The 20,333-nt window shown below is 66.0% G+C and carries 22 protein-coding genes and 1 tRNA gene; 16 read left to right on the plus strand and 7 right to left on the minus strand.

All coding sequences use genetic code 11. The features are described from left to right. Positions 1-11: 11 nt before the first annotated feature. From lepA to RIC54_RS13375, 3 genes are all read right to left on the minus strand, one after another. A complete protein-coding gene (gene lepA, locus RIC54_RS13365; protein ID WP_350091015.1) occupies positions 12-1,811 on the minus strand; it encodes a translation elongation factor 4 in 1,800 nt (599 codons plus the stop codon). A 189-nt stretch (positions 1,812-2,000) separates the two neighbouring features. Continuing rightward, the gene (locus RIC54_RS13370; protein WP_350091018.1) at positions 2,001-3,659 is read right to left on the minus strand and encodes a Rieske (2Fe-2S) protein; all 1,659 of its coding nucleotides are present in this window, start codon (positions 3,657-3,659) and stop codon (positions 2,001-2,003) included. A 73-nt stretch (positions 3,660-3,732) separates the two neighbouring features. Next, complete coding sequence (locus RIC54_RS13375) at positions 3,733-4,050, minus strand: hypothetical protein (RefSeq protein WP_350151094.1); 318 nt, start codon at positions 4,048-4,050, stop codon at positions 3,733-3,735. 156 nt (positions 4,051-4,206) lie between these two features. Here RIC54_RS13375 and RIC54_RS13380 point away from each other — a divergent pair. From RIC54_RS13380 to RIC54_RS13405, 6 genes are all read left to right on the plus strand, one after another. Beyond that, a tRNA-Ser gene (locus RIC54_RS13380) sits at positions 4,207-4,296 on the plus strand. Between the two features lie 318 nt (positions 4,297-4,614). Further along, the gene (gene wecB, locus RIC54_RS13385; protein WP_350091024.1) at positions 4,615-5,727 is read left to right on the plus strand and encodes a non-hydrolyzing UDP-N-acetylglucosamine 2-epimerase; all 1,113 of its coding nucleotides are present in this window, start codon (positions 4,615-4,617) and stop codon (positions 5,725-5,727) included. Positions 5,728-5,871: 144 nt separating this feature from the next. Next, on the plus strand, positions 5,872-6,678 hold the full coding sequence (locus RIC54_RS13390; RefSeq protein ID WP_350091027.1) for a transporter substrate-binding domain-containing protein: 807 nt from the start codon (positions 5,872-5,874) through the stop codon (positions 6,676-6,678). Positions 6,679-6,760: 82 nt separating this feature from the next. Next, the gene (locus RIC54_RS13395) at positions 6,761-7,507 is read left to right on the plus strand and encodes an amino acid ABC transporter permease (protein ID WP_350091030.1); all 747 of its coding nucleotides are present in this window, start codon (positions 6,761-6,763) and stop codon (positions 7,505-7,507) included. After that, entirely contained in the window at positions 7,504-8,370 is an 867-nt protein-coding gene (locus tag RIC54_RS13400) for an amino acid ABC transporter permease (protein ID WP_350091034.1), read from the plus strand. Before RIC54_RS13395 ends, RIC54_RS13400 begins: the two co-directional genes overlap by 4 nt. A gap of 22 nt (positions 8,371-8,392) precedes the next feature. Beyond that, complete coding sequence (locus RIC54_RS13405; RefSeq protein WP_350091037.1) at positions 8,393-9,151, plus strand: amino acid ABC transporter ATP-binding protein; 759 nt, start codon at positions 8,393-8,395, stop codon at positions 9,149-9,151. Positions 9,152-9,169: 18 nt separating this feature from the next. Here the strand turns inward: RIC54_RS13405 and RIC54_RS13410 are convergent, their stop codons facing one another. Then, the gene (locus RIC54_RS13410; protein ID WP_350091040.1) at positions 9,170-9,682 is read right to left on the minus strand and encodes a hypothetical protein; all 513 of its coding nucleotides are present in this window, start codon (positions 9,680-9,682) and stop codon (positions 9,170-9,172) included. Between the two features lie 162 nt (positions 9,683-9,844). Between RIC54_RS13410 and RIC54_RS13415 the strand changes: the two genes are divergently transcribed. Genes RIC54_RS13415 through RIC54_RS13425 form a run of 3 tightly spaced genes read left to right on the plus strand, consistent with a single transcriptional unit; the run spans position 9,845 to position 11,907 of the window. Further along, positions 9,845-10,888: an SDR family oxidoreductase gene (locus RIC54_RS13415; RefSeq protein ID WP_350091043.1), complete on the plus strand. Its 1,044-nt coding sequence runs from the start codon at positions 9,845-9,847 to the stop codon at positions 10,886-10,888. Positions 10,889-10,927: 39 nt separating this feature from the next. Next, positions 10,928-11,446, plus strand: coding sequence for a nuclear transport factor 2 family protein (locus tag RIC54_RS13420; protein WP_350091047.1), 519 nt, complete (start codon positions 10,928-10,930; stop codon positions 11,444-11,446). A gap of 26 nt (positions 11,447-11,472) precedes the next feature. Then, positions 11,473-11,907 (plus strand): type II 3-dehydroquinate dehydratase, encoded by a 435-nt coding sequence (locus RIC54_RS13425; RefSeq protein ID WP_350091050.1) that lies wholly within the window; start codon positions 11,473-11,475, stop codon positions 11,905-11,907. A gap of 14 nt (positions 11,908-11,921) precedes the next feature. Here the strand turns inward: RIC54_RS13425 and RIC54_RS13430 are convergent, their stop codons facing one another. Beyond that, on the minus strand, positions 11,922-12,698 hold the full coding sequence (locus RIC54_RS13430) for an SDR family NAD(P)-dependent oxidoreductase (protein WP_350091053.1): 777 nt from the start codon (positions 12,696-12,698) through the stop codon (positions 11,922-11,924). A 242-nt stretch (positions 12,699-12,940) separates the two neighbouring features. Between RIC54_RS13430 and RIC54_RS13435 the strand changes: the two genes are divergently transcribed. The 7 genes from RIC54_RS13435 (at position 12,941) to RIC54_RS13465 (ending at position 18,934) form a co-directional block, all read left to right on the plus strand. Further along, positions 12,941-13,831 carry a sugar ABC transporter substrate-binding protein gene (locus RIC54_RS13435; protein ID WP_350091056.1) on the plus strand — a complete coding sequence of 297 codons (891 nt, stop codon included), beginning with the start codon at positions 12,941-12,943 and terminating at the stop codon, positions 13,829-13,831. An 84-nt stretch (positions 13,832-13,915) separates the two neighbouring features. Beyond that, on the plus strand, positions 13,916-14,686 hold the full coding sequence (locus RIC54_RS13440; RefSeq protein ID WP_350091059.1) for an ABC transporter ATP-binding protein: 771 nt from the start codon (positions 13,916-13,918) through the stop codon (positions 14,684-14,686). Then, positions 14,674-15,390: an ABC transporter ATP-binding protein gene (locus tag RIC54_RS13445; RefSeq protein WP_350091062.1), complete on the plus strand. Its 717-nt coding sequence runs from the start codon at positions 14,674-14,676 to the stop codon at positions 15,388-15,390. The genes RIC54_RS13440 and RIC54_RS13445 overlap by 13 nt, the downstream gene beginning before the upstream one ends. Before the next feature lie 19 nt (positions 15,391-15,409). Continuing rightward, on the plus strand, positions 15,410-16,618 hold the full coding sequence (locus RIC54_RS13450; protein ID WP_350151096.1) for an ABC transporter substrate-binding protein: 1,209 nt from the start codon (positions 15,410-15,412) through the stop codon (positions 16,616-16,618). Between the two features lie 22 nt (positions 16,619-16,640). Then, the gene (locus tag RIC54_RS13455; RefSeq protein WP_350091068.1) at positions 16,641-17,507 is read left to right on the plus strand and encodes a branched-chain amino acid ABC transporter permease; all 867 of its coding nucleotides are present in this window, start codon (positions 16,641-16,643) and stop codon (positions 17,505-17,507) included. Positions 17,508-17,516: 9 nt separating this feature from the next. Next, entirely contained in the window at positions 17,517-18,437 is a 921-nt protein-coding gene (locus RIC54_RS13460; RefSeq protein ID WP_350091071.1) for a branched-chain amino acid ABC transporter permease, read from the plus strand. Then, positions 18,434-18,934 (plus strand): GAF domain-containing protein, encoded by a 501-nt coding sequence (locus RIC54_RS13465; protein ID WP_350091074.1) that lies wholly within the window; start codon positions 18,434-18,436, stop codon positions 18,932-18,934. Before RIC54_RS13460 ends, RIC54_RS13465 begins: the two co-directional genes overlap by 4 nt. 24 nt (positions 18,935-18,958) lie before the next feature. On the opposite strand, the gene RIC54_RS13470 is transcribed toward RIC54_RS13465, so the two are convergent. Further along, positions 18,959-19,630, minus strand: coding sequence for a nitroreductase family protein (locus RIC54_RS13470; RefSeq protein ID WP_350091077.1), 672 nt, complete (start codon positions 19,628-19,630; stop codon positions 18,959-18,961). A 26-nt stretch (positions 19,631-19,656) separates the two neighbouring features. Further along, positions 19,657-20,157 (minus strand): PAS domain-containing protein, encoded by a 501-nt coding sequence (locus RIC54_RS13475; RefSeq protein ID WP_350091080.1) that lies wholly within the window; start codon positions 20,155-20,157, stop codon positions 19,657-19,659. Positions 20,158-20,333: the final 176 nt, after the last annotated feature.

The raw sequence follows: 20,333 nt of genomic DNA on the forward strand, positions 1-20,333 counted from the left end.
CGTCCCAGTCGTCAGCCGTCCATCTTCAGGGCAGCGATAAAGGCGGATTGCGGGATTTCGACCTGGCCGAACTGCCGCATCCGCTTCTTGCCTTCCTTCTGCTTCTCCAGCAGCTTCTTCTTGCGGGTGATGTCGCCGCCGTAGCACTTGGCCGTGACGTCCTTGCGCAGCGCGCCGACGGTCTCGCGCGCGATCACCTTGCCGCCGATCGCGGCCTGGATGGCGATCTTGAACAGCTGCCGGGGGATCAGTTCCTTCAGCTTCGCGCACATGGTCCGGCCGCGCGGGTCGGCCTGGCTGCGGTGCACGATCATCGACAGCGCGTCGACCGGCTCCTGGTTCACCATGATCGACAGCTTCACCAGGTCGCTCTCGCGGTAGCTGTCGAGCTGGTAGTCGAAGCTGGCGTAGCCGCGGCTGATCGACTTCAGGCGGTCGTAGAAGTCGAACACCACCTCGTTCAGCGGCAGGCGGTACACCACGACGGCCCGGCTGCCGGCATAGGTCAGGTCGATCTGCTCGCCGCGCCGCTCGGTGCACAGGCCGAGCACGGCGCCGAGGTAGTCGTCCGGCACGAAGATGGTCGCCTTGATCCACGGCTCCTCGATCGACTGGATCTTCATCACGTCCGGCATGTCGGCCGGATTGTGCAGCTCGATCGACTTTCCGTCGGTCAGGTGGATCTTGTAGATCACGCTGGGCGCGGTGGTGATCAGGTCCAGGTCGAACTCGCGCTCCAGCCGCTCCTGGACGATCTCCAGGTGCAGCAGGCCGAGGAAGCCGCAACGGAAGCCGAAGCCGAGGGCGGCGGAGGTCTCCATCTCGAAGCTGAAGCTGGCGTCGTTCAGCCGCAGCTTTTCCAGGCTGTCGCGCAGATGGTCGAAGTCGCCGGCGTCGACCGGGAACAGCCCGCAGAACACCACCGAGATGCTGGGCTGGAAGCCCGGCAGGGCGGCGGTGGCCTGCCGGCGCTCGTCGGTGATGGTGTCGCCGACCTGGGTGTCGGCCACGGTCTTGATGCCGGCGTTCAGGAACCCGACCTCGCCGGGTCCGAGGATCTCGACCTCCAGGCCCTTCGGCGTCAGGACGCCGACCCGCTCGACCGGGTGGACGGCGCCGGTCTGCATCATCTTGACGCGCTGGCCCTTCTTCAGGATGCCGTCATGCACCCGGACCAGACAGGTGACGCCCAGATAGGGGTCGTACCAGCTGTCGACCATCATCGCCTTGGTCGGCGCCTCGCGGTCGCCCTTCGGCGGCGGCAGGCGCTTCACGATCGCCTCCAGCAGCGCCTCCATCCCGATCCCGGACTTGGCGGAGATCTCGATGGCGTCCGAAGCGTCCAGGCCGATCACGTCCTCGATCTGCTCCTTGACCCGCGCGACGTCGGCGGCCGGCAGGTCGATCTTGTTCAGGACCGGGATGATCTCGTGGTTCGCCTCGATCGCCTTGTAGACGTTGGCCAGCGTCTGCGCCTCGACGCCCTGGCTGGCGTCGACCACCAGGATCGAACCCTCGCAGGCCGCCAGCGACCGGCTGACTTCATAGGCGAAGTCGACGTGACCGGGCGTGTCGATCAGGTTCAGGGTATAGCGCTTGCCGTCCTGGGCGTCGTAGATCAGCCGGACGGTCTGGGCCTTGATGGTGATGCCGCGCTCGCGCTCGATGTCCATCGAGTCGAGCACCTGCTCCTTCATCTCGCGATTGGTCAGGCCGCCGCACATCTGGATCAGCCGATCCGCCAGGGTCGACTTGCCGTGATCGATGTGCGCGATGATCGCGAAGTTCCGGATGTGGGATAGGTCGGTCATGGGGCCGGGTTATGCCTGAAAAACACGGCGCGGAACATAAGATCCCGCAGCGCACTCGGCAACGGCTGGATTCGGCGCTCCCGGCAGCGCATCAGGGGCCGGGATGACGGGCCTCCGCCCGCTCCATCGTCATCCCGGACCGGGTCGCCCGCGGCGGACCGCAGCCGGGATCCGACGGTCGGTGATCGATTATTCGCCCTTGATGGTCTCACGCGCCTGATAGGCGATGCGGCGGGTCAGGATGCGGCGGAACGGCTCGTTCAGGAACCGGTTCAGCGCCGCGACCAGAGCCGGCACCCAGGCGGCGTTCGGGGCGGTCGCGACTTCCTCGCGGACCGCGCATACCATCTTGGCGAAATGCGCGGTCACGATGTACTCGGCCTGACCGTGGTCCATGACATTCGCCGCGGCGTCGGCCAGGAACCCATCGACATCGTCCACCCGCCACTGCTGGCAGTCGTATCCGGGATCGACGAACCCACCGTTGCGTCCCAGGAAGCAGGCCATCTGCAGCAGCACGTCCGGCCACAACTCACCGTATCGCCCGGCCATGCGCCGTCCGGCGTTGGCGAAGGTGATGGCGTGGCTGAAGTCGAGCCGGCCGACGTTCTGGCTGATCGTCTGCCGGGCGCGGGTGGCGTACAGCGGGTCGGCGCGCACCAGCTGCCAGGCGGCCGCCTCCAGCATGGCGTCGTAGAGCCGGTCGATCGATGCGCTGGCCGCCACGGCCCGTTCCAGGCACTTGGCGACCGAGGCCCGGCAGAAGTCGGCCGGCTTGGTCCTGGCGGTGCCGCGACCGGTCCAGGCCAGACGCGCCGGCCGGTAGGCCTTGAACTCCGGGATCAGATCCTCGCGCCGGGCGTTCACCAGGCTGCGCACCAGTGCCAGCACCAGCGCCTCCACCGGGGCGTGCTCGCCCAACCGCTCGACCGCCTCGCGGGTCTTCTCCACATAGATCGCGGAATGCCCGAAGTCCTGGTAGTGCATCAGCGCGGCCCGGCAAAGGCCGCGATCCACGGCCGCAAAGCCATCCCGGCGCAGGCCGCCCCGGACCAGTTGCACAGCGGCGTGCTCGTCCTCGGCCTCGACCGCTGCCACGAAGGCGTCCTCGTCCCAGGCGCTGACGCCCTGCGGGTAGGGCCAGGTCGGCTGGCGCAGGGTGTCGTCGTTGATGTGGCCGACCGTCTCGACCACGCAGGCCAGCCGATCCACCGGGTCATCGGCACCGTCGGCCAGCGCGAGCCAGTCCGGCATGGCGGCGTAGGCATGGCTGGTGCCGTACTGCAGGCGGTCGCTGGTCCATCCAACGGCGGCGGCAACGGCAGCCTTGAGGTCGCCGCCGGCCGCGTCGATCCGGGCCAGATCGCGGGCCATGCGGTCGCGCTCGGGGCGCTGGAAGCCGTCGCGCAGGCCGGCGAGCGCGCGGGCGATGCGCACCTGGGCCGGCGGATCAGCCACATCCACATGGACGACTCCGTTGCGGACCTCCACCGGGAACACTCGCACCGCATCGCCGCCACCGGCTACCGCGCCGGTTTCCAGGTCGAACTTCCAATTGTGCCAGTTGCAGGTCAGCGTGCAGGCCACGCCCGTCCCGTCACCCGACGGCTCGGCCAGCGTTCCCTCCGACAGCGGATAACCTTCGTGCGGGCAGCGGTTGGCGATCGCGCGCACCCCGCCGCGTGTCACGAACAGGGCGATCTGCTTGCCGGCGCGCTTGACCACCACGCGCCCCTTGGACTCGAGCTCGGCGAGCGGAACGGCTTCGACCCAGTCCGGTCGGTCGCCCTGGCCGGACAGGCGGTCCAACGGGTCCCGCGACGGCGCTTCGGTGATGGCAACGGACATGGCGACCTCCCTCGACGGTGTGGGAAGCAGTGTGGGGCGACTCAAATTTTAAAACAAGAAAAAACTTGTTATATTATGACCCGAAGCGCCGTGAGCGCCTGCCGCGGCGCTGGCCGACCGCCAGCAGCAGGATCGCCAGAATTCCCAGCACCAGGAATGCCGGGGACAGCAGGATCGTGATGGTGATCGGGTCCCAAAGAATCGGATGGATGTGGCGCTCCACCGCCGGCTGCAGCAATTGCAGCGATTCCGGGTGCACCAGATACCAAAGTGCGCCGACATCGGTCGGGCTGAACTGGCCGCTCTGGACGAGTCGATACAGGTCGAGCGCCAGCAGCGCGGCGGCGAGGCCGGCCAGAATCAAACCGAGGACCCGGCACCCGGTACGCATGGAAATCCCACCGCCTTCGTCCGACGCGCGGTACCCGCCGCACCCGCTTTCGCGAGACGAGTTAACCACGGCATGCGCGAAGGCGGAACCCGGCGCGTCCATCAGCACTACGGGCGTTGCAAAGCTAGGCGCGGTCGATTAGTTTCGCGCGCTTCTGGAGGGGTGGCCGAGTGGTTGAAGGCGCACGCCTGGAAAGTGTGTAGGGGTGAAAGCCTCTCGCGGGTTCGAATCCCGCTCCCTCCGCCAAACTCTCGCCCTCATTCCATGCGACCGATGGTCTGGACGGCCTCGGGGGCCGTGTGCGACGGAGAACAGCCCCGACAACTCGGGGTGACCCTTGCAAAAGACCGCATATCTCGACAGCAAACACCGTCTGCATGATAAATTGATTGCCGGACGTTTGCTCCCTCGGCGGAACTGGGCTTGCGATCAAACGTTATCGTTAAGTATGCAGACGTTGAAGTGTTCGAAATGCAGCGTAACCCCTCATCAATGTACTGGAATAAATATTGGTCAACCTGCTGAGCCAACTTTAGTTACCATCGAGGACTGCCGAACTTCATCATGACACACCTTCGAGTTCTCATAGTCGTCGGAACGCGGCCCGAGGCAATCAAGCTTGCCCCGGTGCACATCCAGCTTCGCCAACGGCTTGGCCCATTGGGATCACGGATCATGCTGACCGGCCAGCATCCCGACGGGGCTCGTGAGGGATTGAAGGCGTTCGGCGTCGAGCCCGACCTGGTGCTCCCGGCACCGCATCGCGAAGGGCTCGGCCGCCGGACCGCGACGATGCTCGATCAGGCGTCGGAGGTGGTGTTTCGGACCCGCCCGGATCAGGTCGTGGTCCATGGCGGCACGAACTCGGCGTTCGCCGGCGCGTTGGCCGGGTACTACGCGGATGTTCCCGTGGCGCATGTCGAGGCGGGGCTGCGGACCCACGACATTTCCCGCCCCTATCCCGAAGAAGGCAATCGGCAGCTCATCGCGCGGATTGCATCAAGGCATTTCGCGCCGACGCAACAGGCGGCGGCGAACCTCCGGGCGGAAGGCATCGCGGCGGGGCGGATCTCGGTGGTGGGCAACACGATCGTCGACGCCATCGCGCTGGCGCGTTCCCGCTTTGCCGCAGCCTGCCAGCCGGCTCCTGAAGGCGTGCGCCGGGTAGTCGTCGCGTTGCAGCGCCGCGAGTTCTGGGGTCAGCCGATCGCCGACTTCTGCGCCGCGCTGCGCCAGCTTGCCCTGAGCCGGCCCGATATCGAACTGGTGCTGCCGCTGCACCCCGATCCGAAGCTGCGGCGCACGGTCCGGAACGCCATCGGGAAGGGTGCCAACATAACTCTGGTCGACGCCGTGGATTTCCTGTCTATGCAGGCGCTTCTGTCGACGTCGAACATCCTGGTCACCGACTCCAACGGCCTGCAGGAGGCGGCGCCGAGTCATCGCCTGCCAACCCTGGTCGTGCGCAGCAGCACCGAGCAGGTCGAAGCGGTCGATGCCGGCACGGCCAAGCTGATCGGGCTGGACGGCGGGATGGCCGTCCAGGAAATCCAGCACCTGCTGGACGATTCAACGGCCCATGCCGACATGACACGCTCGGCCAACCCGTTCGGCGACGGCCGCGCCGCGGAGCGCATCGTCACGGCACTGCTGCTTCGCGTGGCCGCAGCGGCGTAGTGATGGCGGCCTGCCGCCGGCATCTCCTTTTCTCGTCCCCGGTTGGCATCCTTTAACCAAAGCCAGTATCGTGCGCTCCACGCACACGGTGCGCGGCGCTTGCCGGACCTGGCGAGCCGGCCGCCACCCAACGGGGAGAATGCAATGCTACGCAAGATACTCGGTTTCACGGCCGCCGCCGGGCTGGCCGCCGTCATGGCGACCGCGGCCCAGGCCGACGCCATCGACGACATCAAGGCCCGCGGCACGCTGATCGTCGGCGTGAAGGCCGACTACAAGCCCTACGGTTACCTCGATCCGTCGGGCGCCATCATCGGCATCGAACCGGAGTTGGCCCAGGACGTGGCCACCAAGCTGGGCGTCAAGCTTGAAATGGTGCCCGTCGTGTCCTCGAACCGCATGCAGTTCCTGGAACAGGGCAAGATCGATCTGATGATCGCGACCATGACCGACCGCCCGGACCGGCGCAAAGTCGTGCTGATCCCCGACCCGAACTACTACTCGTCCGGCACCAACGTGATGGCCCAGAAGGCCGCCGGCCTGAAGAAGTGGGAAGACCTGAAGGGCAAGCCGGTCTGCGGCATCCAGGGCGCCTTCTACAACAAGAAGACCCAGGAGGAGTTCGGCGCCGAGATCGTCGCGTTCAAGGGCACCGCCGAGGTCTACACCGCGTTGAAGCAGGGCCGCTGCGTCGGCTTCGTCTATGACGACTCCGCACTCATCGCCCAGTTGCAGGACACCGCCCAGTGGGGTGACTACGAGATGGCGCTGCCGACCATCGACGACGCCCCCTGGGGCCTCGCCGTGCAGCTTGGCCAGGACAAGTTCGCCCAGTTCATGTCCGACATGATCGTCGGGTGGCACAAGTCCGGCCGGATCCTTGAGCTGGAGACCAAGTACGGCGTGACCAACACGCCGTTCGCCAAGGCGATGCACGACAAGTACAAGTAACGGCTGACGTTCGACGGCGCGGCGCGGGGGCTCACCCCAGGCGCCGCGCCGGCCGATACCGCAACGGCGACGGGGGGCAGCCGTGGAGGCGTTTTTCGCCTGGTTCCAGTGGCTCTACGACGAGACCGGCGTAAACCTCACCTATTTCTACGACTCGTTCGATCGTGCCCGCATGATCGGCGGCTTCTTCATGACCATCTGGCTGTCGCTGGTCTGCCTGTTCTTCTCGACCATCATCGGAGTGGTCGGCGCCTGGCTGCAGGGCTCGCGCTTCGTTTGGACGCGGCGGATCGTGCAGGGCTACATCCAGCTGTTCCGCAACACTCCGCCGCTGGTCCAGATGTATTTCTTCTTCTTCGCCCTGGGCAACCTGCTGCCCCGGGTCAAGAACGAGTACGGCTACCTGGAGCCGCTGTTCGACAATTTCACCTGGGCGGCGGTCTCGCTGTCGTTCTTTGCCGGCGCGTTCAACGTCGAGATCTTCCGCTCGGGCATCGAGGCGGTACCGGAGTCGACCCGCGAGGCGGCGGAAGCTCTCGGCTACAACCGGATGCAAGCCTATCTGTACATTGTGCTGCCGCTGGCTTTCCGGGTCTGCCTGCCGGCGCTGAACAACAATCTGGTCAATCTGGTCAAGACCACCACCCTGGCCTACGCCATCGCGGTGCCGGAACTGCTGTACGTCTCCAACCAGATCTGGTCGGACAGCGTGAACGTCCCGGAGATGATGGTCACCCTGTTGATCCTGTATGTCGCGCTGGTCGGCCTGCTGGTTTGGGGCATGCACCGGTGGGAGCGGGCCATTCGCGTGCCCGGGTACGGCACGTGAGCCGCGGCACCGACCTTCCGGTCCTGCTGCCGGCCGCCGACCGGCTGGCGGAACGGGTACGCCGCGAGCGGGAGGTCGGAGCACCGATCCCGCAGCTGCGCGCCCGGCATGGCGTCTGGCTGGCCGGCATCCTGGTCTTCGCGGCTGGGGTCGCCGAGGCCCAGACCGGCGCCGCGGCCGAGTCGATCCTGACCATCCTGCTGAAGTGGACGCCGCTGCTGTTCCAGGGCTTCATCTTCAACCTGGCCATCAGCTTCCTGGCGATGGCCGGCGGCACCGTCGTCGGCGCGCTGCTGGGAATCTGGCAGATCTCCTTGCTGCCGCCAGTCCGTGCCGGGTCGTGGCTGATCACCCAGTTCTTCCGCAACGCGCCGTGGTTGGTCCTGCTGTTCTTCTGCATGTTCCTGCTGCCGTTCCAGATCAAGGTCTTCGGCCTCGTCATCCCGCTGCCGGACTGGGTCAAGGCGACCTTCGGGCTGGCGCTGCCGGTGATGGCGAACGTCTCGGAACTGGTTCGCGGGGCGATCCAGTCGATTCCGTCCGGGCAGTGGGAGTCCGCGGAGTCGCTGGCCTTCAACCGCCGCCAGACGCTGTGGATGATCATCCTGCCGCAATGCGTGAAGCGCATGCTGCCGCCATGGATGAACCTGTACGCCATTCTGACCATGGCGACCGTGCTGGCCTCGGTGGTCGGGGTGTCGGAGGTGATGACCCTGACCGGCCGGGTGCTGAGTGCGGAAGGTGGGCGTACCGACCTGCTGGTGCCGTTCTACAGCTACATCCTGCTGTGGTTCTTCCTGTACTGCTACCCGATCGCACGGCTGACCGTGCGCCTCGAGCGCCGCTTCGCGGTCAAGTCCTGAACCCGGAAAGGCCCGCGCCGCCATGACCGCAAGCCAACCCTGGACTCCCGACCAACCGATCGTCCGCATCGCCGACGTCTACAAATCCTTCGGTGCCGTCGAGGTTCTCAAGGGCGTCTCGCTGAACGTCATGAAGGGCGAGGTTATCTGCATCATCGGACCGTCGGGATCGGGCAAGTCGACCCTGCTGCGCTGCATCAACGCGCTGGTACCGATCGACCGGGGCTCGATCCAGGTCGAGGGTCAGGAGACCCACGACCCCAAGCTGAACAAGCTGGAGCTTCGCAAGAAGGTCGGCATGGTGTTCCAGCAGTACAACCTGTTCCCGCACAAGACCGCCCTGCAGAACGTGATGATGGCCCCGGTCACCGTACTGAAGCAGAACAAGGCCGAGGTGGAGGTGCGAGCCCGCGCGCTGATGAAGAAAGTCCGCCTCGAAGGCAAGGAGCACAGCTATCCCGGCGAATTGTCCGGCGGCCAACAGCAGCGCGTGGCGATCGCCCGCTCGCTGGCGATGAACCCCGACGTGATGCTGTTCGACGAGGTCACGGCCGCGCTGGACCCGGAGACCGTCAAGGAGGTGCTGGTCACCATCCGCGATCTGGCCGAGGAAGGCATGACCTGCCTGCTGGTCACGCACGAAATGGGGTTCGCCCGAGAACTGGCCGACCACATGTATTTCACCGACCGGGGCGTGATCGTCGAGCACGGGCCGCCGAAGGAGTTCTTCGCCAACCCGAGGGACCCGCGCACCCAGGAATTCCTCAGCCAGATCCTCTGAGTCTGTGGAGCGGGAGGCTCAGTCGATCCCTCTTGTCGACAGGCGCTGCAGGCAGGCGCTGATCGCCAGGATTTCCTTCTCCAGATTGCCGGCGTAGGACCGCCAGAAGAACTTGTCCTTGTCGATGCGCTGGATGCGGGCGACGTTGCCGCCGGCCTTGGAGGGGAATGGGTCGCGCCCGGCCTGGATCGCCCACAGGACGGTCTGCTTCTCGCCTATCATCCGGCTCAGATCGCGCTGGCTGTTGGCGACCACCCGTTGCTTGTGCGTGACCCGGTAGATTTCGTCAGCCCAACTCAATTCACACGTCATCGGGTCGACGGTGACCGTATTGATGCCGGCTACGAACTTGGCCACCAGCCCGATCAGCACGACCGCGGTGATCACCAGTTTGCCCTTCAGGCCGAACAGCCGGCGGTAGGGATAGTCGAGGATCCGGTCGATCAGCTTGGGTCGGTCCAGCGCACGTCGCCGCGCTGCGCGACTCTCCCCGGGTTCCGATGGTCGCCCTCTGCTCGGCTGGTCGGCCACGATGGTCCCTTCTGCTCCAGTGGACGGCTCGACGAAGCACCAACCGTCAACCCATCCTATCGGCATTCACCCTTGACCAGAAGCGCAGCGCTCGGGCTTTGCAGCGACCGCCGCCCTGCCGCTAGTGTTGCGCTGGGCAACGCCAGCACGGGAGAGGCGGACGTGTCGCGCAAAGCATTGGTTCTGGGAGCGACCGGCATGGTCGGCGCGCTGATCACCCGGCGGCTGCTGTCCGAGGGATGGCCGGTAGTCATCGCAAGCCGCCGGGCGCCGGCAGGCGGGCCGGCCGCACCCCACGTCGCGGTCGACCTGCTGGACGCGGCGGACTGCCGGCGTGCCTTCGCCGGCCAGACCGACATCACCCACGTGTTCTACGCCGGCCGGGCGTCGCACGGCGAAGGCGGCATCGAGTCGGTGGCGGACAACCTCGCCATGCTGGTCAACGCGGTGGAGGCGGTCGAGGCTGCGTCGCCTAGCCTGCATCACGTCCATCTGGTGCACGGGACCAAGTACTACGGCAACCATCTCGGCGCCTACAAGACCCCGGCCGAGGAGGACGACCCGCGTCCCGACTCGCCGAATTTCTACTATGATCAACAGGACTATGTGGCCGGCCGGAACGCCGGCTGGTCGTGGAGCGTCGTTCGGCCGCCGCTGGTGTTCGACTTCACGCCGGGAAAGCCGCGCAACCTGGTGTCGGTGGTCGCGGTCTATGCGGCGATCCGCCGGGAACTCGGCCTGCCGTTCAGCTTCCCGGGAACCGAGACCGCCTACCAGTGCCTGGCGGAATGCGCTGAGGCGGTGCACGTCGCCAAGGCGTCGGTATGGATGGCCGGCGACGAGCGCTGCGCCAACCACGCGTTCAACATCAGCAACGGGGACATCTTCCGGTGGGAGCCGATGTGGCACCGCTTCGCCGAGCATTTCGACATGGAGGTCGGCCCGCCGCTCGGCATCTCGCTGGACGAGGCCATGCCCGAGCACGCGCCGGTCTGGGACCGCATCGTCGCCAAGCACGGCCTGCGGCCGACGCCCTACGAAGACATGGCCTTGTGGAATTATGCCGATTACGTGTTCCGGCCAACCTGGGACATTGTATCCGACACCACCAAGGCCCGGCAGTTCGGCTTCCACGATGTCGTCAAATCACAGACCATGTTCTTCAACCTGTTCGACCGGTACCGACAGGCCCGCCTGATCCCCTGACCTGTCAACCGTTCCTGCGACCTACCCGAAGGATCCACCATGCCGACCACCGACCCGAACCGGCTGCTCGATATCGAAGCCATCAAGCGGTTGAAGGCGGAGTACTGCCGGTTCGTCGACACCAAGCAGTGGGACCGGCTGTCCGCCCTGTTTGCCGAGGAGACGATGTTCGAGGGCTTCGGGTCGGCGCCGACCGGTTCGACCGCCCGGGATTTCATCAAGGGCATCTCGCACCGCATGACCGGTGCGGTCACCATCCACCACGTCTGCAACCCGGAGATCGCGTTCCTCGACCCCGACCGGGCCCGCGGCATCTGGGCGATGACCGATCTGGTCGAACTGGCAGCTGGAATGCGCCCGAAGGAGGCTCCGGACAGCCGGGGCTTCCGGGGCTACGGGCACTATCAGGAGGAGTATCGGCGTGACGGCGGGCGCTGGAAGTTCTGTTTCCTGAGGCTGACCCGTCTGCGCCTCGATCCGCTGCCGGACGACTTCCCTCCGATGCGCCACGACCTGCTGGCGGCAGACCCGAACTGGCTCGACACCGCCAACGCGTGAGGCTCGAACGATATGAAAGCACTGGCATGAAAGTACTGGTGATCCAGGGCGCCAACATGGAGTTTCTCGGTCGCCGTCAGCCGGAACTCTACGGCACGACGACGACCGCCGAACTCGATGCGGCCATGCACGAGGAAGCCCTGAAATACGGGCTGACTCTCGACATCCGCTACACCAACCTGGAGGGCGAGGCGATCGGCTGGATCTACGAGGCCGAACGCGGCGGCACCGAGGGCCTGCTGATGAATCCGGCGGGCTTCCTGTACGCCGGCTACGCGCTGCGCGACTGCATCAAGGCGGTGTCGATGCCCTATGTGGAGGTTCACATGACCAACATCGACAAGCGCGGCATGCACTCGGTGCTGGCGGAGGTTGCCGACGCGCTGATCACCGGCGTTCGGGTGCAGTCCTACATGCTCGGTCTCGCCGCGATGCACCACCTGCTGACGAACCGGGGGTAGCGCCTCAAGGATCGCTACCCCATGAAGCGCCCGCCGTTCACGTCCAGCACGGCGCCGGTCACATAGCTGGCATCGTCAGACGCGAGGAACAGGATGGCGGCCGCAATCTCCTCGGGCTGAGCGGCCCGGCGCAACGGAAACGATGCCAGCATCTCGTCCCGCGCCTCGACGCCCAGGGAATCGTAGCGGGCTTTCACGCGCTCGGTGAACACGGTTCCCGGCGCGACGGCGTTGGCGCGGATCCCATGCGGTCCCTCTTCATAGGCCAGTTTTCGCGTGAAACCGAGAATCGCCGCCTTCGACGCGTGGTAGGCGATGTTGGCAACCTCGCTCACGCTGCGACCAGTGATCGAGGACAGGTTGACGATCCTGCCGTCCCGCTGCGACCGCATGTGCGGAACGACCGCGCGGGTCATCATGAACGCGGTCGTCACGTTGATGTTCATGAAGCGATTCCATGCCTCGACCGAAATCTCGTCGATCGGGATCACGTTGCTGCCGAAACCCAGATTGTTGACCAGGATGACCGGGGGCCCGAGCCGGTCGGCGACTTCCGCCACGACCGCCGCGACCCGTTGCTCATCGGTCGCGTCCGCAGCAATGTAGACCAGCCGTTCGGCGTCCGGCCCGACCTCCTCGCGCAGGCTGGTGATCCAGGAGCTGTCGACGCTTTCAAGGTCGACCACACCCGCCTTGCCGCCTTCGCTCAGGAACCGCCTGACGGTCGCCCGGCCGATCCCCTTGGCGCCACCGGTAATGATGGCGGTTTGTCCCGCGAAGCGTTGTGACACTGCGTGGCTCCAGTTCCGGTTCTAGGTCCGCGACAACTTCACCGCCAACCCGTGGCGTGAAGCCGTCGCGTCGATCATCGGGGGTGGGTCGGTGGCGACCGCAGCGGAGGCGACGACAGCGCCGTTCATCTTCCATGTGGCCGAATTCATTGCAACACTATGAAAACAAGCTCCATCCGACGACAACTCGATCCATCAGCGGCAGGGCGGGAACGGTGCGATCAGAGACCTTGAGTGTGGCCGTGATCACCAAGAATCGCACCAATCCAGCCTATGGCGGCGCGCTGCTCGGTGCCAGCCGGAGTGCCGCCCGCTACGGCGCGACCGTCCGCCACTGCGCTCCGTCCGTGCCTGACGATATCGCCGAACAGGCCGCGCTGGTCGAACAGGCAGTCGCCGAAGGGCCCTCGGCGATCGTTCTGCTGCCTGCCCACGAAACCGGGCTCAATGGGGCCATCGCGCGGGCCGAACAGGCGGGCATCCCGCTCGTCCTGATCGTCAGCAAGCCAACCGCCGGACGCTGGGTCAGCTTCGTCGGCGCGGACAACGTCGCCCTGGCGGCAACCCTGGCCCGCTCGCTGTTCGATCATCTCGGCGGGCAGGCGAGCATCGCGATCATGGACGGGCACCCCGACTCGATCACCACGCCCGAACGTCATGCCGGCTTCCTGACCGCCGCCGCTGAATACCCCGGCGTTCGAATCCTGGAGTCACGGTCGGGCTACTACCAGCGCGAACCGGCTCGAAATGCCGCCCTCCAACTTCTGGAGCGGCATCCACGGATCGACGGATTGCTGGTGTCCAACGACCTGATGGCGATGGGGGTCATGGACGCCCTGGACGAGACTGGACGCAGCATGGCGGTCGTGAGCGTGAACGGCACGCCGGAGGCCGTCTCGGCCATCCGTGCCGGTCGCCTGGTCGCGTCCGCGTCCTACGACACGCTGTCGTTCGGCAGTTTGGCCGTCGAAGCCGCGCTGCGACACGTCCGCGGCGAAGCCGTGCCGTCCGAAATCGTCCTGCCCGCCGAGATCATCGATCGATCCAACGTCGAGGCATGGGACAAGCCGTACGAGGAGCGAACCAGCGTCGAGTGGGAGACGATTGTGACGCGGTCCGACCTGTCACGATAACACGTCAGCGGGAATTAATGGTCCTCAGGACAAAGTTCAGAAAACGCTGTCGCATATCCGAGAATTCACGCTAGCCTCGTCTTCATGGCCCTGCTCGACGTCCGCGGACTTCATCGAGGCTTCTACGGAGTGCAAGCTCTGTCCGGTGTCGACCTTACGGTCGAGGCCGGCACGATCACGGGCCTGATCGGGCCGAACGGGGCCGGCAAGACCACGCTGTTCCATTGCGTCACCGGGCTTGTGCCGCCGGACGCCGGCAGCGTTACCTTCGACGGACGCGACATCACCGGCTGGCGGCCGGAGCAGATCACCCAGTCCGGCCTGGTCCGCACCTTTCAGATCGCCCGCGGCTTTCCACGCCTGTCGGTGCTGGAGAACCTGATGCTGTACGGCGCCCGCCAGCCGGGCGAGACGCTCTGGAAGGCTCTGCTGTGGACCCGCGATCAGGCCGCCCGCGAGGACGAGGTGCGCCAGCGCGCCATCGCCATCGGGCGCCGCCTCAACCTGGGCCATGTGCTGAACAACCCGGCATCCGACCTGTCCGGCGGGCAGAAGAAGCTGCTGGAGATCGGCCGGGCGCTGATGACCGATCCCAAGCTGATCCTGCTGGACGAGCCGATCGCCGGCGTCAACCCGACCCTGGCCAACCAGATCGCCGAGCACCTGAAGTCGCTGTGCGCCGAGGGCATCACCTTCCTGGTGATCGAGCACCACATGGACATGATCGCCCGCCTCTGCGACCCGGTCATCGTGATGGCCGAGGGCCGGCACCTGGCACAGGGCAGCTTCACCGAGGTGGCCGCCGACGAACGGGTGCAGGACGCCTATATGGGGCGACGCCGATGGGCCTCCTGACCGTCTCCGGCGTGGTCGCCGGCTATTCCGCCGCCGACGAGATCCTGAAGGGCGTCGACCTGGACGTGAACGCCGGCGAGATCGTGTCGATCATCGGACCGAACGGCGCCGGCAAGTCGACGCTGCTGAAGGCGATCGCCGGCATCCTCAAGCCGAGCCGCGGCACCATCATGCTGGACGGCAAGCCGATCCACGGCCACCCGCCACGCGAGATCGCCCGCCACGGTCTGGCTTTCGTGCCGCAGGAGCAGAACGTCTTCGGCACCCTGAGTGTGCGAGAGAACCTGGAGATGGGCGGCTATGTGGAGCCGTCACGCACCGCCGAGCGGATCGACGGGATCCTGACGCGGTTTCCGATCCTGGCCGAGAAGCGCCGGCAGATGGCGCGCACCCTGTCGGGCGGGCAACGCCAGATCCTGGCAATGGCGATGGCGCTGATGGTCGAGCCGGCGGTGCTGCTGCTCGACGAACCGTCGGCCGGCCTGTCGCCGATCGCTGCCGAGCAGTTGTTCGAGACCATCGTGGCCATTAACGCCGAGGGCGTGGCCATCGCCATGGTCGAACAGAACGCCCTGCAGGCCCTATCCATCGCCGCGCGCGGGTATATCCTGGTCGACGGGCGGAACAGCATGACCGGAACGGCTGCCGATCTCGCGGCCGATCCGAGCGTACGCCGGGTGTTCCTCGGCGGTGAGGCAGCATAACCGAAGGGGGAAAGCGGTCATGTCCATCATCTCGTATCCGTCACGGCGTCAGGTACTGTTGGGAACGGCGGCAGCGGTCGCCGGTCTTTCGGCTCCATCCATCGTTCGCGCGCAGTCGGAGCCGATCCGGCTCGGCGCGCTCAACCCGCTGACCGGAGCCGGTGGCTCCTACGGCCCGACCATGCGCCGCGCCATCGAGGGCGTGATCGAACGGGTCAATGGTGCCGGGGGCATAAACGGCCGCAAGGTCGAGCTGGCCGGCGAGGACACCCAGACCAACCCGGACGCCGCAGTGCGCGCCGCCCGCAAGCTGATCGACGTCGACAAGGTTTCGGCGATCATGGGCACCTGGGCGTCGTCGGTGACCACGGCGGTCGCGCCGCTGTGCTGGGAAAGCAAGGTGTTCATCACCACGGTCTCCGGATCGGACACCATCACCAAGCTGCCGCACCAGGGCTATCTGATCCGCACCCAGCCGAACACCCACCTGCAGATCCAGAGGCTCGGCGAGTTCCTGCTGTCGCTCGGCAACAAGAAGGTCTTCGTGCTGGCGGCCCAGACCCCGTTCGCCCTGCCGTCGCAAGAGCGGCTGACCGAGGTGCTGAAGGCCGGCGGATCGGAGATGATCGGCGGCGTGATCTACGACAAGGACAAGACCTCGTTCCGCTCGGAGATCGATCAGGCGCTGAAGGCCAAGCCGGACATGATCTACCTGAACGGCTATACGCCGGACGTCACCATCGTGCTGCGTGAGCTGTACAAGGCCGGCTATGAGGGCGGCAAGGTCGGCCAGGCCTATGCGGTCAACCAGAAGCTTCTGGAATCGCTGCCGCCGGAAGTGACCGAGGGCACGTACACCGTCGCACCGTCGCCGTCGATCAACTCCGACGCCTACAAGCGGCTGGCCACGTTCCTGCAGAAGGATGTGCTCGATCCGTATTCCTGCCAGTGCAACGACCAGGCGAGCCTGGTCTGCCTGGCGATCGCCAAAGCCGGCAATTCGAGCGGCACCGCGATCAAGGACGCCGTCCGGTCGATCTCGCAAGGCCCGGGCGAGAAGGTCGACGACGTGGTCGACGGCCTGAAGGCGCTGGCGGCCGGCAAGGACATCAACTTCGAGGGTGCCAGCGGCGCCTGCGACTTCGATGACATCGGCGACATCCTGACCACGAACTTCCGCTACGAGCAGGTGGAGAAGGGAGCCTTCAAGCTCCTGAAGATCGCTTGAGCCGCGTCGCGCCGCACCGTCCATGCTGAGCGAGGTTGCGCAGCTCGTGCTGAACGGGCTGATGGCCGGGACCATTCTGGCGGTCCCGGCCATCGGATTCACCGCGATTTATGCGGTGCTGCGGTTCCCCAATTTCAGCGTCGCGTCCCAGGTGACGATCGGAGCCTTCGCGGGCTACGTCGCCAACGTCACCTTCGGCCTTCCGGCCCCGGTGGCGGTCGCGGTGGCGTTCCTGGTGACCGGGCTGTCGGGGGTGATCTGCGACGAGGTCGTGCTGAAGCCGATGCGGCCGACCGGGGCGCTGGCCACCGCCATCGCGTCGGTCGCGCTGACCATCGTGCTGGAGAACGTCGTCCGGTTCTGGTTTGGCAACGACCTGCGCGGCTATGACCTGCCGGTGCTGCGCGACTGGCGGTTCGGCGACCTGCGGGTCAGTCCGCAGCAGGTTGAGAACCTGGTGATCGCGGTGATCGCCATGGCCTGCCTCTTCGCCTTCCTTGGCTTTTCCCGCATGGGCAAGGCGATGCGGGCGGTGGCCGACAACCCGACGCTGGCGTCGATCAAGGGCATCGATTCGGTGACCATCGGCCGGCTGGTCAATTTCGTCGGCATGGGGCTGGCCGGCCTCGGCGGCATGCTGCTGGGGCTCGACACCTCGATCGACCCGCTGACCGGGTTCCGGGTGATCCTGACGGTGTTTGCCGCCGCAGTGGTCGGCGGGCTCGGCAGCATCCCCGGCGCGGTGATCGGCGCTTTGACCATCGGGGTCGCGGAGGAACTGTCGCTGCTGGTGCTCGACCCGGCCTACCGTTCGGCGGTCGGATTCTTCGCCATCCTGCTGGTCCTGACGCTGCGTCCGCGCGGCATCCTCGGCGAACGGGCATTCTGAGGGGCGGGCATGGAAAACTACCTCATCGCCATGCTTGTCTTCACGGGCCTCTATGGGTTGATGGCCCTCGGCCTCAACGTGGTGTGGGGCATGGCCGGGATGATCAATCTCGGTCTGGTCGGCTTCTTCGCCTTCGGCGCCTACGTCTCGGCGCTGCTGACCAAGCTTGCCGGGGTCCCGATCGTGCTCGGGGTGATCGCCGGGATGCTTGGCACCGCTGCCGCCGGTGTGGTGATGGCCCTGACCACCGCCAAGCTGCGCGGTGACTACCTTGCCATCGTCACGCTTGGGTTCTCCGAGGTGGTCCGCATCACCGCCTCGAACGAAATCTGGCTGACCAACGGCACCGACGGGGTTTCGGGCATTCCCGGTCCCTGGCGTGGCGAGGTGACGCCGGAAGCCTTCAACCTGATCTTCCTGGCGATCGTGGCGGTCGTCGTCACCATCGCCGTTTTCCTGCTGCAGCGAGTCCGTCACTCGCCCTACGGCCGGGTGCTGCGCGCGATCCGCGACGACAACCAGGTGGCCGCCGTCGCCGGCAAGACGGTGATCCGCTTCAAGGTCGAGGCCTTCGCGCTCGGCTGCGGCGTGATCGGCCTGTCCGGCGCGCTGTACGGCCACTACATCTCCTACATCGCGCCGGATGGCTTCGTGCCGCTGATCACCATCTACATCGTGCTGGCGCTGACCGCCGGCGGCACCGGCAACAACTACGGCGCGGTGTTCGGCAGCCTTCTGGTGGTGTTCTTCATGGAGTCCACCCGGTTCATCACCGAGGTGGTGCCGGGCCTGCAGCCGGTGCAGGTGGCGGCGTTGCGCGAGATGCTGATCGGCGGGTCGCTGATCCTGATCCTGCGCCTCAGGCCGGATGGCCTGCTGCCCGAACGGCAGCCTCAGATCACATTGACCGAAGAGAAGAAACCCACATGAGCCATATCGGATCCATCGACCCGCTGCCGCATCTCGAAGCCGCCGCCCGTGCCCTCGCCGCCGCCGACCAGCCGGCCGCGGCGTTCACCGCGCTCGACCGGGCCATGGACGCCGCGATCGGTCACAAGCTGTTCACCGTGCTGCGCTTCCACGCCGACAGCGGCGAGTCGGAACGGGTCTACACCAACCAGCCGGCCAGCTACCCGGTGGGCGGGCGCAAGGCGCTGAACCCGACCTTCTGGGCCGGTCACGTGATCCACGGCCGCAAGCCGTATATCGGCTACACCGCCGACCACATCCGGGCGGTGTTCTTCGACCACGAACTGATCGCCTCGCTCGGCTGCGATTCCGTGCTGAACGTGCCGGTGGTCTCGGGCGACCGGATGCTCGGCACCATCAACCTGCTGCATCAGGCGAACTGGTACAGCGAGGCCGACCTGCCGGTGTCCGCCATCTTCGCAGGCCTGGCGGTGACACCCTATCTGGCGGTCGCCTGAATCTGGCGATCGCCTGACCGACGCTCAGAACCAGCTGGTCACCTCGTCCATCGGCTTGCGGGTGCCGCCGAACTCCGGCACCCGGCAGTCCGGCGTTGGGAATCCCGTCACCAGCAGCAGGTACGGCTTCTCGTTCTCCGGCCGCTGGCAGATCTCGTTCAGGAAGCCCATCGGGCTCGGGGTGTGGGTCAGGGTGGCAAGGCCGGCATCGTGCAGGGCCGCGATCAGGAAGCCAGTCGCGATCCCGAGCGACTCCGCGACGTAGTAGTGCTTCACTCGGCGGCCGTCGGGCAGCGCGCCGTGACGCTGCGCGAAGATCGCGATCAGCGTGGCGTGCTCCAGGAACGGCTTGTGCTCGTCGGTACCGAGCGGCGCCAGGGCCTCCAGCCACTCCTGCGGCGCGCGCTCCCGGTAGAACTCCCGCTCCTCCTCCTCGGCCGCCAGCCGGATCCGACGCTTGACCGCCGGGTCGGTGATCACCGCGAAATGCCAGGGCTGCATGTTGGCGCCGGACGGTGCGGACGCCGCGGCGCGCAGGCAATGCTCCAGAACCTCCCGCGGGACGTCGCGGGCAACGTAGTCGCGAACGGTCCGGCGGCGCTTCAGGTTGTCCGCGAACTCCCGAGCACGGCGCTGCATCGCGTCATCGGGATAGGCATGATAATCCGCCAGCGGCTGCATAACGGGTTGGCGCATGGGTCAGTGTCTCCATTCCAATCCGCTCATTTCTCGACCGTTCGGTCATTCTTCGCCATATGAATCGTCATGCTGACAATCAGGTTTACCAGCCGCCCGTCGGCAGCCAGCGGCAGGTGCACGGCTTCGATCGGGGCAAAATCCAGTTTGAAAGGCATGGTGGCTTTGCCGTGCCGATACGTCGGAATGCCGGTCTTGGCGGTTTCAATCCGGTTCATGCTGCCGTAGGTCTGATGGAAGTTCTCGAACACTTCATCGAGGTACGAATCGGTGAAATCATTGCCGAACGCGTCAACGACCGCGGTTCCCATCAGGCGGATCCGGAATCGAAAAGGATCACGTTCGACATCGACCAGAACGAGATGCTTCAGCACCTTCGGGATGTCCAGCGGGTCGAAATCCTGTCGCCCCGGAAGACGGGTGCCAGGATGGATTCTGATCCAATAGCGGACCAGGTCTCGCAAAGCCGGGTCTTGGGCGGACGCCTCGATCTCTTGCGCCCGGGCGAGGCCGGGATTCTCCGACATTCAGTTTCCACTCCACATCCGCCAGCGCCGCATCAGCATCACCGCAACGAGTGCCGACCATATCCCATACTCACGATCAGCGTCGCACGCCCCTCGACACATCCCTTACACGTCCCACATGCTGTGAAGCCACGCCTCGCGCTTCTCCGGAGTATCCTATCGGTCGATCCCTGCAT

Source organism: Thalassobaculum sp. (genome assembly GCF_040219215.1).
Classification (GTDB): domain Bacteria; phylum Pseudomonadota; class Alphaproteobacteria; order Thalassobaculales; family Thalassobaculaceae; genus Thalassobaculum_A.

Excerpts from the sequence above, each read along its gene's own strand:
- RIC54_RS13440 (WP_350091059.1), top strand. The coding sequence starts at position 13,916 with ATGGCCCTGCTCGACGTCCGCGGACTTCATCGAGGCTTCTACGGAGTG.
- RIC54_RS13375 (WP_350151094.1), bottom strand. The coding sequence starts at position 4,050 with ATGCGTACCGGGTGCCGGGTCCTCGGTTTGATTCTGGCCGGCCTCGCC.
- wecB (WP_350091024.1), top strand. The coding sequence starts at position 4,615 with ATGACACACCTTCGAGTTCTCATAGTCGTCGGAACGCGGCCCGAGGCA.
- RIC54_RS13390 (WP_350091027.1), top strand. The coding sequence starts at position 5,872 with ATGCTACGCAAGATACTCGGTTTCACGGCCGCCGCCGGGCTGGCCGCC.
- RIC54_RS13370 (WP_350091018.1), bottom strand. The coding sequence starts at position 3,659 with ATGTCCGTTGCCATCACCGAAGCGCCGTCGCGGGACCCGTTGGACCGC.
- RIC54_RS13445 (WP_350091062.1), top strand. The coding sequence starts at position 14,674 with ATGGGCCTCCTGACCGTCTCCGGCGTGGTCGCCGGCTATTCCGCCGCC.
- RIC54_RS13465 (WP_350091074.1), top strand. The coding sequence starts at position 18,434 with ATGAGCCATATCGGATCCATCGACCCGCTGCCGCATCTCGAAGCCGCC.
- RIC54_RS13460 (WP_350091071.1), top strand. The coding sequence starts at position 17,517 with ATGGAAAACTACCTCATCGCCATGCTTGTCTTCACGGGCCTCTATGGG.
- RIC54_RS13420 (WP_350091047.1), top strand. The coding sequence starts at position 10,928 with ATGCCGACCACCGACCCGAACCGGCTGCTCGATATCGAAGCCATCAAG.
- RIC54_RS13425 (WP_350091050.1), top strand. The coding sequence starts at position 11,473 with ATGAAAGTACTGGTGATCCAGGGCGCCAACATGGAGTTTCTCGGTCGC.
- RIC54_RS13475 (WP_350091080.1), bottom strand. The coding sequence starts at position 20,157 with ATGTCGGAGAATCCCGGCCTCGCCCGGGCGCAAGAGATCGAGGCGTCC.
- RIC54_RS13470 (WP_350091077.1), bottom strand. The coding sequence starts at position 19,630 with ATGCGCCAACCCGTTATGCAGCCGCTGGCGGATTATCATGCCTATCCC.
- RIC54_RS13405 (WP_350091037.1), top strand. The coding sequence starts at position 8,393 with ATGACCGCAAGCCAACCCTGGACTCCCGACCAACCGATCGTCCGCATC.
- RIC54_RS13455 (WP_350091068.1), top strand. The coding sequence starts at position 16,641 with ATGCTGAGCGAGGTTGCGCAGCTCGTGCTGAACGGGCTGATGGCCGGG.
- lepA (WP_350091015.1), bottom strand. The coding sequence starts at position 1,811 with ATGACCGACCTATCCCACATCCGGAACTTCGCGATCATCGCGCACATC.
- RIC54_RS13450 (WP_350151096.1), top strand. The coding sequence starts at position 15,410 with ATGTCCATCATCTCGTATCCGTCACGGCGTCAGGTACTGTTGGGAACG.